The sequence below is a fragment of the Streptomyces sp. CA-250714 genome (assembly GCF_050936705.1).
In the GTDB taxonomy this organism is placed as follows: Bacteria; Actinomycetota; Actinomycetes; order Streptomycetales; family Streptomycetaceae; genus Streptomyces.
Genome location: NZ_JBNJMI010000001.1, coordinates 3,020,695 through 3,034,682 on the forward strand (window position 1 = coordinate 3,020,695; position 13,988 = coordinate 3,034,682).

Sequence of the window (13,988 nt, forward strand, 5' to 3'; positions counted from 1 at the left end):
CCTATGAGGATTGAGTTGTGACTGAGCAACTGCGACTGATGGCTGTGCACGCGCACCCCGACGACGAGTCGAGCAAGGGCGCGGCCACCATGGCGAAGTACGTCGACGAGGGGGTGGACGTGCTCGTCGCGACGTGCACGGGGGGAGAGCGGGGCTCCATCCTCAACCCGAAGCTGCAGGGTGACACCTACGTCGAGGAGCACATCCACGAGGTGCGCCGCAAGGAGATGGACGAGGCCAGGGAGATCCTGGGCGTCAAGCAGTCGTGGCTCGGCTTCGTCGACTCGGGGCTGCCCGAGGGCGACCCGCTGCCGCCGCTGCCGGAGGGCTGCTTCGCGCTGCAGGACGTGGACGAGGCCGCCGGCGCACTGGTGCGGCTCATCCGCGAGTTCCGTCCCCAGGTGATCACCACCTACGACGAGAACGGCGGTTATCCGCACCCCGACCACATCATGACCCACAAGATCTCGATGGTCGCCTTCGAGCATGCCGCCGACACCGAGAAGTACCCGGAGGCGGAGTTCGGCCCGGCGTGGCAGCCGCAGAAGCTCTACTACAACCAGGGCTTCAACCGGCAGCGCACCGAGGCGATGCACAACGCGATGCTGGAGCGCGGCCTGGAGTCCCCGTACACGGAGTGGCTGGAGCGCTGGGAGAAGATGGGGATCAAGGAGCGCCAGATCACCACCTTCGTGCCCTGCGGCGAGTTCTTCGAGATCCGCGACAAGGCGCTGATCGCGCACGCCACCCAGATCGACCCCGACGGCGGCTGGTTCCGGGTCCCGATGGAGATCCAGAAGGAGGTCTGGCCGACCGAGGAGTACGAGTTGGCGAAGTCCCGCGTGGAGACCTCCCTCCCCGAGGACGACCTCTTCGCGGGGATCCGCGAGAATTGACGGTATGAGCCCGACGCAGACAACGCTCGTCCAGGTCCTTCCGCTGGCCAAGGACCTGGACGAGAACAAGGTGACCCCCGGTGTGCTCGGCTTCATCGTCTTCGCGTTGATCGGCGCCGCCGTGTGGATGCTGATGAAGTCGATGAACAAGCACATGAAGCGCGTGGACTTCGAGGAGCAGCCGGCGGACGAGCAGCCCGCAGCGGAAGAAGCCTCCGCGAAGACCGCGGGGGATGACGACGCACCCGCCGAGGCCGCGGCCTCGGCACCCCCGAAGCGGAAGGGCTGAGTCCGCGCCCCTCCGCGTCCAACCTCCGTCCGTCTGGAGAACGACATGTTCGGCAGGTTCAAGAACCGCCTCCCCACTCCTGAGGAGGCCCTCAAGGGCCGCCCGGAACCGGAGTACGCGGTCCCCGAGCGGCACACCGTGCTCGGCACGGCGCTCCAGGGTCCGTACCCGGAGGGCCTGGAGATCGCCGACTTCGGCATGGGCTGTTTCTGGGGCGCCGAGCGCGTCTTCTGGACGACTGACGGTGTCTGGACGACTCTCGTCGGCTACCAGGGCGGCTCCACCCCGAATCCGACGTACGAGGAGGTCTGCTCGGGGCTGACGGGTCACACCGAGGCCGTGCGCGTCGTGTACGACCCGTCGAAGGTCTCGTACGAGGCTCTGCTCAAGCGCTTCTGGGAGGGCCACGACCCGACCCAGGGCTTCCGCCAGGGCAACGACACCGGCACCCAGTACCGCTCTGCGGTCTACACCCACTCCCCCGCCCAGGCAGCCGCCGCCGAAGCCTCCCGGGACGCCTACCAGCAGGTCCTCACCGCGTCCAACCACGGCGACATCACCACGGAGATCCTCCCCGCCGAGGGCCGCCCCTTCTACCCCGCCGAGGGCTACCACCAGCAGTACCTGGACAAGAACCCCGGCGGCTACTGCGGAATCGGCGGCACGGGCGTCAAGCTAAGTGACCCGCCCGAGGGTGGCTCCTGCCCCACTGGGATCATGCCCACCGGCGAGTGAGGCGCGCCGTTTTCACGGGCTGGGCGCCCCATTTCCGCCCGCGTTGGAGCGGTGACCCGTGACGCGAACTAGGGTCGCAGGCATGACTGATTTCCTTCAGGTGGCGACGGCGACGGAGACTCGCGAGCAAGCCACGAAACTTGCGGGGTCGGTGGTGACGGCCCAGCTTGCGGCCGGTGCGCAGATCGTGGGTCCGGTGGTCTCCGTCTTCTGGCATCTGGGCGAGTTCGGCACGGGGGAAGAGTGGCAACTGCTGTTCAAGACCCGTGCCGACCGGTACGCAGATCTTGAGACGCACCTCTTGGAGCATCACCCGTGGAAGAACCCGGAGGTGTCGGCCGTGCCGATCGTGGCGGGTTCGGATGCCTATCTGCGGTGGGTGGAGCGAACCACTGACCCGAACCCTGCGGACTGACCGCTCAGGCCCTGGCCTTCTCCAGCACTTCGGCGACGGCCGGAAGCTCGTGGTGACCGCTGAGCTGCTGGAGGATCGGGGCGAGGCGCTGCCGTGGGCGGACGGACGCCACTCCGGCTGAGAGCTCCAGTACGCGGCTGGTGATGGCCGTGGCCTGCTCGATCTCTCCAGCAGCGAGGTAGGAGTCCGCGAGCCACGACAGGTAGAGGCTCTTGTCCCGTGCGTGGGCGTCGTCGTACCGGGTGAGCACGTCTTCCAGGACGGGAACGGCGCGCAGTGGCCGGCGCAGCTCGGTCCAGCAGCGGCCGGTCATGATCTGGAGCTCGTTACGGTCGACCCATGATGACCAGTCGGGCTGCGGGCTTCCGTCGCTCTCGCTGAGGGCACCTTCCGCGATGTTCAGAGCGCGTTCGGTCTCGCTGGCGTTCCCGGCGACGGCGTAGGCCCATGCCAGTCGTTCATGCAGCAGTGCGCGTACCCCGGGCGGGGCGTCGGGGCCTGCGGTGCGGCATGCCTGGACGGCGGTCTTTATCCCGGCAGACCGGTCCGTGTTGATCTTCTGGTAGGCGAGGAAGGCCAGGGCGTTCCCGGCCAGGGCGGCGTCTTTCGCCTCGGTGGCGGCCTGGTGGCTGTCCTCGTAGAGGCTCCGGGCGTCGGTGTGATTGCCCGCGTCGAACGCGGCCCATCCTGCTTGCTGCGCCTGCTCGGAGAGCACTGACAGAAGCGCGCGCCCGGTCTCCTCCGTATAGCTGCCCTCTCGCAGCATCGTCTTGGTTGCTTGGTACTCGCCGAGGTAGACGCGGTAGGTGTCTCCACCGCCGAGGACGTCATCGAGGCGCCGCAGTCGTGCCGTGCGGTGGCGCAACTGGTCCGGCACGTCTCGGCCGATGTGTCGGCCTGCCTTGATCTGGGTCAGTTCGGGCAGGCCGAGTACCAGACCTGCTCCGGCCGAGCTTTTGAAGAATTCCCTGCGCAGCACTGATTCGCTTCCCTCTCGCGTGGCGGGCGTGGAGCGTGCTGAGGCGGTAGGGGCGTGACCGGATGCGGTTGCTGCTTCCCAGTCTCGGGGGGCGAGGCCGAGTAGGTGTCCGGGGATGCGTAAGGCATCCGCGATTGCTGCGATCTTGTCGAATGACGTGATGCGGCCCTGGCCACGGGCGAGGGTGCCGACGCGTTCCGGCTTGATGTCACATTCGGCGGCGATCTTGGAGTAGCTGATCTTGGCCTGTTGGCGGGCGAGTGAGAAGACCGCGCCGAAGTCGTGAGCCACGATCGCGGCGCGCATCTCGGGGTGGCTGAGGAGTTCTCGCGGTAGTGCGGTCGGCGGTTGGTAACCAGTCATCGTGTGCCCCGTTGCGCCTGCTGGTGACAGTGTGTCGCGAAGCCTGACCGTCAGCCTACCCATCATGGGGATAGCCACGGGCGGGAAGCCACCGCCGTTCTCTCCCAGCACAGTTGGCGACGCAAGAGACCCCCGCGACCGATGCGAACGGTCCGGGGGCGTGGTCAACGCTGTGTAGGAGCGTCAACGTGGCAAACCCTATCCCTCAATTCGTGCGATGGCTGTTGCAACTCCTGCTGCCTGGTGCGGGTCGTCATCGCACTGTCGAGACAGCTTCCCCCGCGATGCGCGGCGACACCCCGACCCTGATGCTGCCGCGCGTGCATCGGGTCTTCGATCGGTCTTCGCTGCGTGGCGAAGATGTCGGCCTGGTCCGGCCCTATGTCGTGGCACACGAGAGGCGGGAAGCACAGCAGCGGGAGCGGCTTCGTCGCGCGGTGCTGGCGTACACGCGATACGACATGGCGGTGATGAGGTGAGCGGCCACCGCAATGAGGACATGCCACGCCGCTTCAAGGTGGCTGGCGATGTGCGCTTGGTCGATGACCGGTTCCACATCCCGGTTCAGGTCTTTCGGGGTGACGCTCACGTCTCGACCGAGTCGGCTGTGCTGTCCGTGGATGATGCCGCCTTGCTGGAAGCACAGTTGACGCGGCTCCTGTGCGAGAGAGCGGGCCTGGCACCACAGGGGCGGAAGGGCGCACTGAGTCCTTGGAGGCCGTACTGATGGCGGAGGCCCAAGGAAAGCAGCAAAGCCGCGGCCACGGGCAGAAAGATCAGGCGACGAAGCGAGAAGAGTTGGAGGCGGCCGTGCGCAAGCTCAACAAGTGGTCGTCGGGTGGTGGCGGGCGTTGAAACCGCTGTCGCCCTGAGACGGCCCGACTCCCGCGTCCCTCGTTCCCGTCGATGGACGGGGAGTCGGGCCACGCGGAACAACCGCATACGCAATACCGGACCACCCCTCGCCTGGACAGCATCCGGGGTGGTCCGGCTGGGGATCGATCACGAACCCCGGTGCCGATGGTACCGGGGTCGTCGTCGTGCTCTCGTTCGGCACGGCCCACACGGTCAACGTCAGACGGCGTGCGGAGAAAGGGACTTGAGACGGATGTGCGGCCCTGGGGACGGCAGGTTCGACGGTGAGGCGGCCAGTCTGGACGAAGAGTTGTGGGTGCGCGGAGTGGACTACGTGGGTGGATGGCGGGACGCGAAGGAGACGGGGGAAGAGCTGTTGCACGCGCTGAGAGCCGCAGGAGTCGACACCGGTGATCTGCGGGCGCGGGCTGATGCGACTGCGGACGGCTCGGGCGTGGTCCGGCTGGCGGTCCCGGTGGAAGCTGCTCGGGAGTTGGCCATGCTGGTGCGGGTCGCGTCTGCCCAACTGCGGGAAGCAGGCTGAGGTCCCTACACCGGGGGCAGAGGGAGGCACAGGCGGCACGTTCTCAAGCGCGTACGGATCTCTGCCCCAACGATGCCCGCATCCGCGCTTGAGGACGTGCCGCTCGGGCGGGGTCAAGGGGCGCGCTGTAGCGCCCCTTGTACCACGCCGCGCAAGCAGTTCCCTGACGTCGACTGCCGCTCGTCGTCATCTCCGCCGACAACAGGGTGCGGGCTCCAACTCGGGCTCGATACGAGAGCCGGCACTGCTGAAATTCCCGGTGGGCGCACTGGGGCCAACGAAAGACCTGCGATCAGCAGGGCTCCTCATGCCTCATGTCGTCTGTCAGCCCGGGGGCGGCTGCCGCCCGGACGGGACCGGCCGAAGGCCGCACGCCCGGCCGGAGCGGCTGAGCCGACCCCCAGCGCGCACTCGGAGCGCTCGCTGAGGAGCACCCAGTGGGCAGGCCAGGCCATCATTCCGAGAGGCGACACCCGCTTTAGGAGTGTTGTAGGGCAGATCCGCTCTGACCTGCGAGGGCACATACTGGCCCAGTGGCCGTCAACTCGCCCTTGATACCCCCGGTTTCCCCGTTACGCCCCGTCCCATCTGGCAGGCGAGTGGCACGGCCGAAGATCTCGTTTGCGAACCGTGGGCGGGGTGTGCAGGTGTCCCGATGGTGGAGCAGGCCCCACTGCCGGGGGCGGCGTCCGCGCATACCGTTCGAGCATGTCTGGGACGATCAGGAGACCAGCAGGTCCTGGCAAGATCGTCAGACCGTGCGGCATCATGATGTTCAGACGAAGGCTACGGCTGGAAAGAAGTGGATGTCTGAGACTGCGGTCGTCCCCGCGAGCGTTACCGTTCGCTGCCCCTCCCTCTTACTGATGAGGAACACGCCCACCCGGCTCGCGAGCGTGGAGTTGTTCGCTGGCGCGGGCGGGCTCGCGCTGGGTTGTCAGGAGGCCGGCTTCGACCCGCTGGCGACCCTGGAGTTAGACAAGTGGGCCTGTGACACGGTGCGACAGAACCAGGCCCGGGGTCACGAGCTCGTCGCGAACTGGCACGTCGAGGAGGGCGATGTGCGGGACTTCAACTGGTCCCGCATCACTGACGAGGTGGACCTCGTCGCCGCTGGTCCGCCGTGCCAGCCGTTCTCCATTGGCGGCTACGGCAAGGCGGACGACGACGAGCGTGACATGTTCCCGGCCACGGCGGAGGTGGTCGCCCATCTGAGGCCCCGCGCGTTCATCATCGAGAACGTGAGGGGCCTAGCGCGCCCGAGGTTCGCCGATTATTTCCAGTACATCCAGGCCAGGCTTTCGCTGCCCCTCGTCGCCGCGGAGCCCGACGAACTGTGGGCGGATCACCTGCGGCGGCTCCAGGCGGCACGCAAGGACATCGGCAACCAAGAGCTGACCTACCGGGTCACACCCGCCTTCGCCAACGCGGCGGACTACGGAGTACCGCAACAGCGCCAGCGCGTCTTCCTGGTCGGTTTCCGAAACGATCTGGACGTGACCTGGGAATTCCCGCATGCTACGCACTCGAAGAGGGCGCTGCTGCATTCCCAGTGGACCACTGGCGAGTACTGGGAGGAACACGAAGTACCCAAGGCGAGACGTCCGGAACGGCCCAACGTCCCCATCCCCGCGGAACTGCGGCCGGACGAGGTCCAAGCACGCTGGCGCACCATACGTGATGCGCTGGTCGGTCTTCCCGAGCCGACGCTCACGGGCGCTACGGGCGTCCTCAACCACGTCCTTCAGCCCGGAGCTCGTTCCTACCACGGTCACACCGGTAGCCCGATGGATTGGCCGGCCAAGACGTTGAAAGCGGGGCATCACGGGGTCCCCGGCGGCGAGAATATGCTGCGTGAGACGGACGGCTCCATACGCTACTTCACGGTCAGGGAAAGCGCCCGCCTGCAGACCTTCCCTGACGACTACGAGTTGCACGGCCCTTGGGGCAAGGCGATGCGCCAGCTCGGTAACGCGGTCCCCGTCGAGCTGGCGCGGGTCGTGGCCAGCAGCGTCCATGCCGCCCTGCGCGCGGAGGGAGCCGAATCATGACGGAGACGGAGACGCGACCTGGCACCCTCAACCTGACGCCGTCGCCGCGGATCTTGGAGATGATCGCGGAGGTCGACCTCCAACTCCACCAGTGTTTGTGCGAGTTGATCGACAACTGCCTCGACGAGCTCATCGAGGCCACCCGTGCCGATGAGACGTTGGAACCTCGAATAGACATCACCCTGCCCACGGCGGGCAAGGCGAACAGGGGCGCCAAGGTCGTCGTTAGTGACAACGGCCGGGGGATGTCTCCGGCGGAATTGCGGCACGCTCTGAGCGCCGGCACGTCGGGTAAGCAACGGTTCGGCAGTCTCGGCCTGTTCGGCATGGGCTTCAACATCGCCACGGCCCGCCTTGGCACGGTGACGGAGGTCCGTACGGGACGACGTGGCGACGACCAATGGATCACCGCCACCATCGACCTTAGAGCGATGCAACAGCGATCGTCGTACGAGGTGCCCCTCCTCTACGAGCCGAAGGATCCCGACGAGCACGGCACTCTCGTCTCGGTGACGAACCTCCGCGAAGACATGGTCGACAAGTTGAGGTCGGCGAGTTCGATCCGAGAGGTCAGCAAGAACCTGGGGCGGATCTACACCTACATGCTGCGTGATCCCGGTGGTCCTCATTCAGGCGCGGAGCTGATGGGCGGCTTGAACCAGCGCCTGTACGTCAACGCTCGCCAGGTACCCCCTCTCGTACCATGCATCTGGGGTCCGACCCGGTCGGTCACGTACAAGGCCGCGGAGGTGTCTGCTGCGGAACCGATCGACGTGCCACTCACCAACGCGTTCGCCTGCATGAGCTGCGGGCGCTGGTACACCTCAAGGTACGACCAGTGCGTTGATTGCGAGAGCACTGACATCCAGGAGCGAGAGCGCCGGATCGTGGGGTGGCTGGGCGTGCAGAGGTTCGCAGACAAGTCCGACTTCGGTCTGACGTTCCTCCGGAACGGGCGCGCGATCACGACCAGGGACCGGTCGCTGTTCGACTGGGAGGGGCCAGACGGGGACATCGAGCTGGAGTATCCGATCGAGCTCGGTATGGGCCGCATCGTCGGCGAGATCCATCTCGACCACGCGCCGGTCAACGTCCGCAAGACCAACTTCGACACGTCGTCGCCGGAGTGGCGGTACATGGTCGAGAAGGTGCGAGGCGACCTGCCTTTGCGTCCACAGCTCGCGAAGCGCCTGTTCAGTCGTGAGAACGACTCTCCGATGAGCCGGTTCTTCAACGCGTTCCGGGAGAACAAGCCGGGTCTCCGGTACCTCATGCCCGGTAACGGCAGCACCGCCATCCACACTGAGGCGAAGAGATGGGCACAGAAGTTCCGCAGCGGGGATCCGGAGTATCAGACCGACGAGAAGTGGTACGAGGCCGCAGCCGATCACGATCGGGTCAAGAACGGACCATCACCGGAGCCAGCACCGCCCTCTCACGAGGATGACTGGCTCAAGGAGGAGGGGCTCGGACATCTGGGGACGGGGGCGGCCGACGGTCACACACCGTCCAAGGATCAGAAGCAGCCGGAGGCAGCTGCGGAGACACGGCCAGAGACCGAAGAGCAACGCTTCGCGAGGTACAGGGAGCACGCGATGCTGCTTCCCGACACCGACCGCGAAGTTCGCCTCGGTACCGCTCAGGCGATCCTTCGCGTCTATGTCACCTCTGGAGTCGAACTGATCAAGGACGGCCACCGGCAGCCGACCGTGGTTCGGATCGTAGCTGGCGAGGTGGAGATCTACGTGGACTCCGATACCGCGCTGATCGCACGCTACGGGTGGTCCCCGCTGAACGTCGCGCTTTTCTGCACGGCACCACAGTTGAAGAGCGTGTACTCCGTATCGGGCTCCATCGACGGGTTGGTGACCTCGATCCTCGAGCAGTTCCCGGACCGGCGGGTGGACTCCAGCGCGGTGCGTAGTCGCGCGGAGATGCTGCTGGAGGGCCTGCGCGAGCGGCTCGCCGAGCTCACTTCGAAGGACGCGTCCACGTTCTGGTCCGCGCTGTCCGGCGAGTCGAAGCGGGCCGCCGAGTCGTCCGCCATCGCGATGGCACCGGACGTCGATTGGAAAGCGGCGGTGGAAAACGGCGAGTTCGCACGCTACCTGGGCGCCGAGGGCGTCCTCGACCTCGTTACGAGCGGTCCCGAACTGGTACTGGACGGCGGCTTGTTCCGCAGCACCTACGCGGCGCTGGGCGAGAAGACGCAGGCGGACCAAGTGGCCCGCATCAGCGCCTTCCTCGCCGACCTCAAGCGGATGGTCGTGGGCCCACCCCTGCAGAACACCCTGGAGTTGTCCCGCCTGCTCCTTACCGCGGACCTACTGGACACGGAGATCGTCCAGGCATGAACAGATCATTCCTAGAGCCGGCCTTCCTCGTCGAGGAGGGCCCGAAGGGCTTCACACGCCAGCTGGAGCGGTTGCTCGGCCTGATCTCGTTCACGGACGTGGTCAACATCGATGGTCCCGGAGACAGAGGTGCTGACCTCCTTGGCCGACTCAACGATGAGGAATGGATCTTCCAGTCGAAATGGAAGAAGTCGGGCAACGTGGATCGTGAGGCCGTGGATGAGACCCACGCGGCGATGCGGCATTACGCCATCCACCGCGCGGTCGTGGTCACCAACCGACTGTTCACCCAGAAGGCCAAGGAGCGAGCGGACGCGCTGAGGGACGTCGGAGTCAACGTGACCCTCTGGGACGGCCGACGCCTGGCGACGATCTACGATCGCGCTCCGCAGCGAGTCACACCGTTCGACCTCCACCCCTATCAGGACCGCGCCGTGGAAGCGGCCTGGGCCGCCCTAGAGGACACCGGCGAGGCACTTATCTACCTCGCCACGGGCCTTGGTAAGACGGTCGTTGCCGGCAGGGTGTTGCGACGATTCCTCCTCGCCAACCCGGGCTCCAAGGTGCTGGTTACTGCGCACATGATCGACCTCGTGGAGCAACTCGAACGGGCGATGTGGCGGGACGTCCCGAAGGACGTACCGACCCGTCTGCTGCACGGCGACTCTAAACCGGACTCCCTGCCAGGCGTCACCTTCGGCGTATCGAACACGGCACGTGACTACATTCAATCGGGCTATGACCCTCAACTGGTGATAGTGGACGAGGCGCACCACGTGGGAGAGGCCGGGAACTACGCCACCATGGTGGGTCTGCTGCCCAAGGCCAAACGGATGGGTGTGACGGCCACGCCCTGGCGGGGCGACAAGTACGACATCGAGCGGACCTTCGGCGAAGCAGTCGAGCGGGTGTCCATCTCGGAGGGCATGAGACTGGGTTACCTCGCCGACGTGAAGTACCGCGTGTTCGCCGACAACATCGACTGGGACTTCGTCCGCCACGCCTCCGAGCACGACTACTCCATCAAGGACCTGAACAAGCGTCTCTTCATCCCCGAGCGGGACGAGTCAGTCCGGGGGCATCTTGAGAAGGTCTGGGACCAGACCACGAACCCACGCGCCATCATCTTCTGTCAGACGATCGAGCACGCGGAGCGGATGCGCGACGTGCTCGCCCGACGGCCCGGCTGGGAACGGTCCGAGACGCTACACGCCAAGCTGAAGACGCGGGATCGACGGACACGACTACTCAAGTTCCGCTCAGGAGAGGTGCCCATCCTCGTCGCCGTTGACATCCTCAACGAGGGGGTCGACGTGCCCGACGTCAACATCCTCTGCTTCGCCAGGGTGACCCACAGTCGGCGCATCTTCGTACAGCAGCTTGGTCGCGGACTGCGTCTTCGTAAGGGAAAGACCCACGTGGAGGTGCTGGACTTCGTCAGCGACATCCGGCGGCTGGCCGAGGTGTACGACATGCGCGAACAGGTATCCGAGGGCGAGATCGAGCAGGTATCGGTCGGGCGGAACCAGTTCGAATTCGAGGACCTGAGGGTGAAGGGGCTCCTGGATCAATGGATGGCCGACGTGGGTGACCTTGGGAGAGCCGACGACAGCGTCCGTTTGGAGTTCCCGCCCATCGAGGGGGTCTGATGGCGGCCCTTCCGGAACCGATCCGCTTGGAGATCTTCGCGGAGTTAGCCCGCCACTTCGACACCGTACGGTGGGAGGAAGTCTCAGCACCTGCGGCGACGGAGATGTACGACCGCTTCGCCAAGGATCCCAAGATCGGGGGGCGACTCGCTCAGTTCATGCCCACGGAGAAGATACGCCCGTGGATCAAGGACGGACCGGCGAAGCAGTACCGCCGGGCGCTCGAAGGGGTCGGGCCTATGGCCCAGATGACGTCACGCGAGTACCCCGGTCCGCGGTCGGTGGTCCGGGTCGCCCTGGGTGCGGGTTGGACCCCTCGCGCTGAGACACTGGACGTGAAGCCGATGCGGTGCTTGGCTGACGGTCCCGACGGTGAGGCGGCCTTCGTCACTTGGGGCCCGATGAACGGCCTTCAGGGCATGGTCTGGCACGCGTGCCTACGCCGGGTCGAGTCCGAGTCGCAGCCGATCACCATCGCCGTCACCAAGCCCAACGCCGCGCCACTGCCCGACGACGAGTGGAACCTCGCGCTCTCGCTAGCCACCATCGTGGGGGCACGATGCGAGCAGGTCACCTACGCGGTCTCCCGGAAGATGATCACCGACGCACGGACCGTCTGATCACTTCGTTTTCGATCTCGTCGGCCACCTCGACTGGGCCATCGTGCTCCCAAAAGCGAAGCACGGTCCACCCCGCCGACGTGAACGCCCTGGTGGAGTCCTGGTCACGCCGCTGATTCTCCGCGACCTTGGCCGCCCAGTACTCCTTCCGATCGCCCTTCGCCGGCCGGAAGTGCTCCGGGCAGCCATGCCAGAAGCACCCGTCGATCAAAACGGCCACCCGCTGTCTGGTGAAGGCGACGTCGACCGTCCGCCGCAGCGTGGGCACGGGCTTAAAGTTCACCCGGTACCGGAGACCGCGCCGATGCAACTCCCGACGTACGCTCATCTCAGGTCCGGTGTCTCGCCCTCGGATTCGAGACATGCGGGCACTGACGACCGGGTCGACACCTGCGGACATCAGATCCCTCCACCCGAACTCCGGCCCCGACCTCGCAGCCCACACGTTCATCAAGGCTGACGAGATCCGCTAGGACAAAGTCCGCGACGAGATCGACAGCCGAGACCCACCAGTCGCCGGTTGTATGGGGCTCAGCGAGGAACCGGACGTCAGCGTAACCCGACTCCGGCCCGTCCCACACCACCGAGTCCCAGCGCAGCCTGCGGGCACAGTCTGTTCGCCGTGTGGAGATCTGAGGCTCCGATTCCCGAGCGAACCGGTGGACAGGCCACCGCTTGCTTGGCGTAATTCGAGATCACAGCTCATGCCAAGAACGGAAGACGGCCATGCCTTGCCTGCGGTTTTGCCGTGACGGGACTGAGAAGCCAAGCAGTTGCTGTTTGCATTTGGTGTCTCGCCTCCTGGCTTTGCTCCTGAGCCCCGGGGCTATGTGATCCTGGCCGAGGCAAAACTGGGACGTCGCGAGCGCCGGCAGTCTTTGCTCAGCTTCACCCTGCATTTCGATCACGTGGCTCACCCCAGAACTTACATCCCTTATCACAACTCCCCTGATGGAGTAACGGAGCAGGACAGGAAGCAGGCAGAAACGGCCTTCAAGACGCTAGCTGCAAAGACCGTCCCTGATCATGACACGGATACGTAGCCACGCGGTTGGTGGAACGACTTTGGGCTGGAGCTGTCATAGGGCAAGAGGTCGGGGGCCCGTGAGCTCCCCGCGACTCGGGCAGCTCCTAGCCTGCCCGCAATAGCCCGAAGTGGGCCCCCGATCTTCGAGGCTCGCCCCATGGTGGCTGCCTAAAGTCGTGGAGCCGACCGCCCCCGCCGACGCCGTGCTCTCTCTTGGCTCGCGCCGCGCAGAACGGCGGCCGGGCAGGAGCGCGGCGGGGCCCGACGCCATCAGAAGCGTCGGCCCGGCGGCAAGCCGGATCGCGCGGCGAGCGGAGCGAGCCCTTGAGGAAGTGAAGACAGGTTTCGACACCCCGCGGCGGCTCAGTCGCGTACGGCGCGCAGTTGGCGGGTGCTCTCGGTTGTGATGCGGTAGGCGGCTTGTGCTCGGTCGCCGTTGACTCGGAACTCTTCGCGCAGCAGAGCGGCGTTCTTGCGGCCGTACGTGGTGCGGGTGGTGTGCAGAACGGGTGTGGCGTCGGGGAGTTGGAGCGTGGTGCGCTCATCCGGGAGCGGCATGCGGGCTCGGGCGGTCTCTGTCCATCGGAGCTTGTGCCCGGCCTCTGCCAGGAGGGCGTAGATCTTCTCCGGTGGTGTGTCCGGTGCCTGTTCCAACTCGGTGCCCTCTGCGGTCCGGAACGGAATGAGTGTGCGGTGCGCGATGCGAACACCGGTGTCCGGGTCAACCCATAGGCGGTCCACACCGAACGCGGTTTCCTCGGGCTCTTGTTCCTCGCCGAACGCGACTGAAGTGCGGTAGATGCTCGGCTCTTCGTGGAGCTGCCAACCCTCCGTTCCGATGGCGTATGCACCCTCGGCGTCCCGACTGACGGCACGATCCATCGTGAAGGCGGATGGGGGCGCGCTGCGAACGAAGCTGCCCTTGCCGTGGATGACCTCGATCAGCCCCTCGGCGCGCAGGGCAGCGATGGCGTTGCGCACAGTGGGCCGCGACACGTTGTAGCGGTCGATCAGATGGGCCTCGGAAGGCAGTGGCGCGCCTGGTTCGAACTCGCCGGACAGGATGGCGTCACGGATCGCGGCTGCGACCTGGCGGTAGAGCGCTCCGGGGCGCTGGATCTCTCCCATAACGGCCTTCCTGATCGGTGGCGCACTCGTTGGTCATGCACTTAACCGGATGTGTCACGTCACTCGTCAGCATAAGTGGTTGC

13 protein-coding genes are annotated in these 13,988 nt (G+C 66.0%); 10 read left to right on the forward strand and 3 right to left on the reverse strand.

What is annotated here, in order from left to right:
* The first annotated feature begins 17 nt into the window (after positions 1 to 17).
* The 4 genes from mca (at position 18) to cutA (ending at position 2,335) form a co-directional block, all read left to right on the forward strand.
* Complete coding sequence (mca, locus tag ACQEU8_RS13335) at positions 18 to 896, forward strand: mycothiol conjugate amidase Mca (RefSeq protein ID WP_433100188.1); 879 nt, start codon at positions 18 to 20, stop codon at positions 894 to 896.
* Between the two features lie 4 nt (positions 897 to 900).
* On the forward strand, positions 901 to 1,185 hold the full coding sequence (locus ACQEU8_RS13340) for a hypothetical protein (RefSeq protein WP_433100190.1): 285 nt from the start codon (positions 901 to 903) through the stop codon (positions 1,183 to 1,185).
* 45 nt (positions 1,186 to 1,230) lie between these two features.
* Positions 1,231 to 1,920 (forward strand): peptide-methionine (S)-S-oxide reductase MsrA, encoded by a 690-nt coding sequence (gene msrA / locus ACQEU8_RS13345; protein ID WP_433100192.1) that lies wholly within the window; start codon positions 1,231 to 1,233, stop codon positions 1,918 to 1,920.
* 82 nt (positions 1,921 to 2,002) lie between these two features.
* Positions 2,003 to 2,335, forward strand: coding sequence for a divalent-cation tolerance protein CutA (cutA, locus tag ACQEU8_RS13350; RefSeq protein ID WP_433100194.1), 333 nt, complete (start codon positions 2,003 to 2,005; stop codon positions 2,333 to 2,335).
* A 4-nt stretch (positions 2,336 to 2,339) separates the two neighbouring features.
* On the opposite strand, the gene ACQEU8_RS13355 is transcribed toward cutA, so the two are convergent.
* Positions 2,340 to 3,677, reverse strand: coding sequence for an XRE family transcriptional regulator (locus ACQEU8_RS13355; RefSeq protein WP_433100196.1), 1,338 nt, complete (start codon positions 3,675 to 3,677; stop codon positions 2,340 to 2,342).
* A gap of 188 nt (positions 3,678 to 3,865) precedes the next feature.
* Here ACQEU8_RS13355 and ACQEU8_RS13360 point away from each other — a divergent pair, with 188 nt between their 5' ends.
* The 6 genes from ACQEU8_RS13360 (at position 3,866) to ACQEU8_RS13385 (ending at position 11,750) form a co-directional block, all read left to right on the forward strand.
* On the forward strand, positions 3,866 to 4,156 hold the full coding sequence (locus ACQEU8_RS13360) for a hypothetical protein (RefSeq protein ID WP_433100198.1): 291 nt from the start codon (positions 3,866 to 3,868) through the stop codon (positions 4,154 to 4,156).
* 629 nt (positions 4,157 to 4,785) lie between these two features.
* Positions 4,786 to 5,076, forward strand: a complete 291-nt coding sequence (locus tag ACQEU8_RS13365; RefSeq protein WP_433100200.1) for a hypothetical protein — start codon at positions 4,786 to 4,788, stop codon at positions 5,074 to 5,076.
* Between the two features lie 866 nt (positions 5,077 to 5,942).
* Positions 5,943 to 7,127: a DNA cytosine methyltransferase gene (locus ACQEU8_RS13370; protein ID WP_433100202.1), complete on the forward strand. Its 1,185-nt coding sequence runs from the start codon at positions 5,943 to 5,945 to the stop codon at positions 7,125 to 7,127.
* On the forward strand, positions 7,124 to 9,481 hold the full coding sequence (locus tag ACQEU8_RS13375) for an ATP-binding protein (RefSeq protein ID WP_433100204.1): 2,358 nt from the start codon (positions 7,124 to 7,126) through the stop codon (positions 9,479 to 9,481). Before ACQEU8_RS13370 ends, ACQEU8_RS13375 begins: the two co-directional genes overlap by 4 nt.
* Entirely contained in the window at positions 9,478 to 11,130 is a 1,653-nt protein-coding gene (locus ACQEU8_RS13380; protein WP_382933903.1) for a helicase-related protein, read from the forward strand. The genes ACQEU8_RS13375 and ACQEU8_RS13380 overlap by 4 nt, the downstream gene beginning before the upstream one ends.
* Entirely contained in the window at positions 11,130 to 11,750 is a 621-nt protein-coding gene (locus ACQEU8_RS13385) for a hypothetical protein (RefSeq protein WP_433100206.1), read from the forward strand. Before ACQEU8_RS13380 ends, ACQEU8_RS13385 begins: the two co-directional genes overlap by 1 nt.
* Here the strand turns inward: ACQEU8_RS13385 and ACQEU8_RS13390 are convergent.
* A complete protein-coding gene (locus ACQEU8_RS13390; protein WP_383150740.1) occupies positions 11,728 to 12,201 on the reverse strand; it encodes a very short patch repair endonuclease in 474 nt (157 codons plus the stop codon). The genes ACQEU8_RS13385 and ACQEU8_RS13390 overlap by 23 nt on opposite strands.
* A 939-nt stretch (positions 12,202 to 13,140) precedes the next feature.
* Entirely contained in the window at positions 13,141 to 13,905 is a 765-nt protein-coding gene (locus ACQEU8_RS13395) for a GntR family transcriptional regulator (protein WP_433100208.1), read from the reverse strand.
* Between the last annotated feature and the right edge of the window lie 83 nt (positions 13,906 to 13,988).

Excerpts from the sequence above, each read along its gene's own strand:
- ACQEU8_RS13355 (WP_433100196.1), bottom strand. The coding sequence starts at position 3,677 with ATGACTGGTTACCAACCGCCGACCGCACTACCGCGAGAACTCCTCAGC.
- ACQEU8_RS13385 (WP_433100206.1), top strand. The coding sequence starts at position 11,130 with ATGGCGGCCCTTCCGGAACCGATCCGCTTGGAGATCTTCGCGGAGTTA.
- ACQEU8_RS13380 (WP_382933903.1), top strand. The coding sequence starts at position 9,478 with ATGAACAGATCATTCCTAGAGCCGGCCTTCCTCGTCGAGGAGGGCCCG.
- ACQEU8_RS13395 (WP_433100208.1), bottom strand. The coding sequence starts at position 13,905 with ATGGGAGAGATCCAGCGCCCCGGAGCGCTCTACCGCCAGGTCGCAGCC.
- ACQEU8_RS13370 (WP_433100202.1), top strand. The coding sequence starts at position 5,943 with ATGAGGAACACGCCCACCCGGCTCGCGAGCGTGGAGTTGTTCGCTGGC.
- ACQEU8_RS13340 (WP_433100190.1), top strand. The coding sequence starts at position 901 with ATGAGCCCGACGCAGACAACGCTCGTCCAGGTCCTTCCGCTGGCCAAG.
- ACQEU8_RS13375 (WP_433100204.1), top strand. The coding sequence starts at position 7,124 with ATGACGGAGACGGAGACGCGACCTGGCACCCTCAACCTGACGCCGTCG.
- msrA (WP_433100192.1), top strand. The coding sequence starts at position 1,231 with ATGTTCGGCAGGTTCAAGAACCGCCTCCCCACTCCTGAGGAGGCCCTC.
- ACQEU8_RS13365 (WP_433100200.1), top strand. The coding sequence starts at position 4,786 with ATGTGCGGCCCTGGGGACGGCAGGTTCGACGGTGAGGCGGCCAGTCTG.
- ACQEU8_RS13390 (WP_383150740.1), bottom strand. The coding sequence starts at position 12,201 with ATGAACGTGTGGGCTGCGAGGTCGGGGCCGGAGTTCGGGTGGAGGGAT.
- cutA (WP_433100194.1), top strand. The coding sequence starts at position 2,003 with ATGACTGATTTCCTTCAGGTGGCGACGGCGACGGAGACTCGCGAGCAA.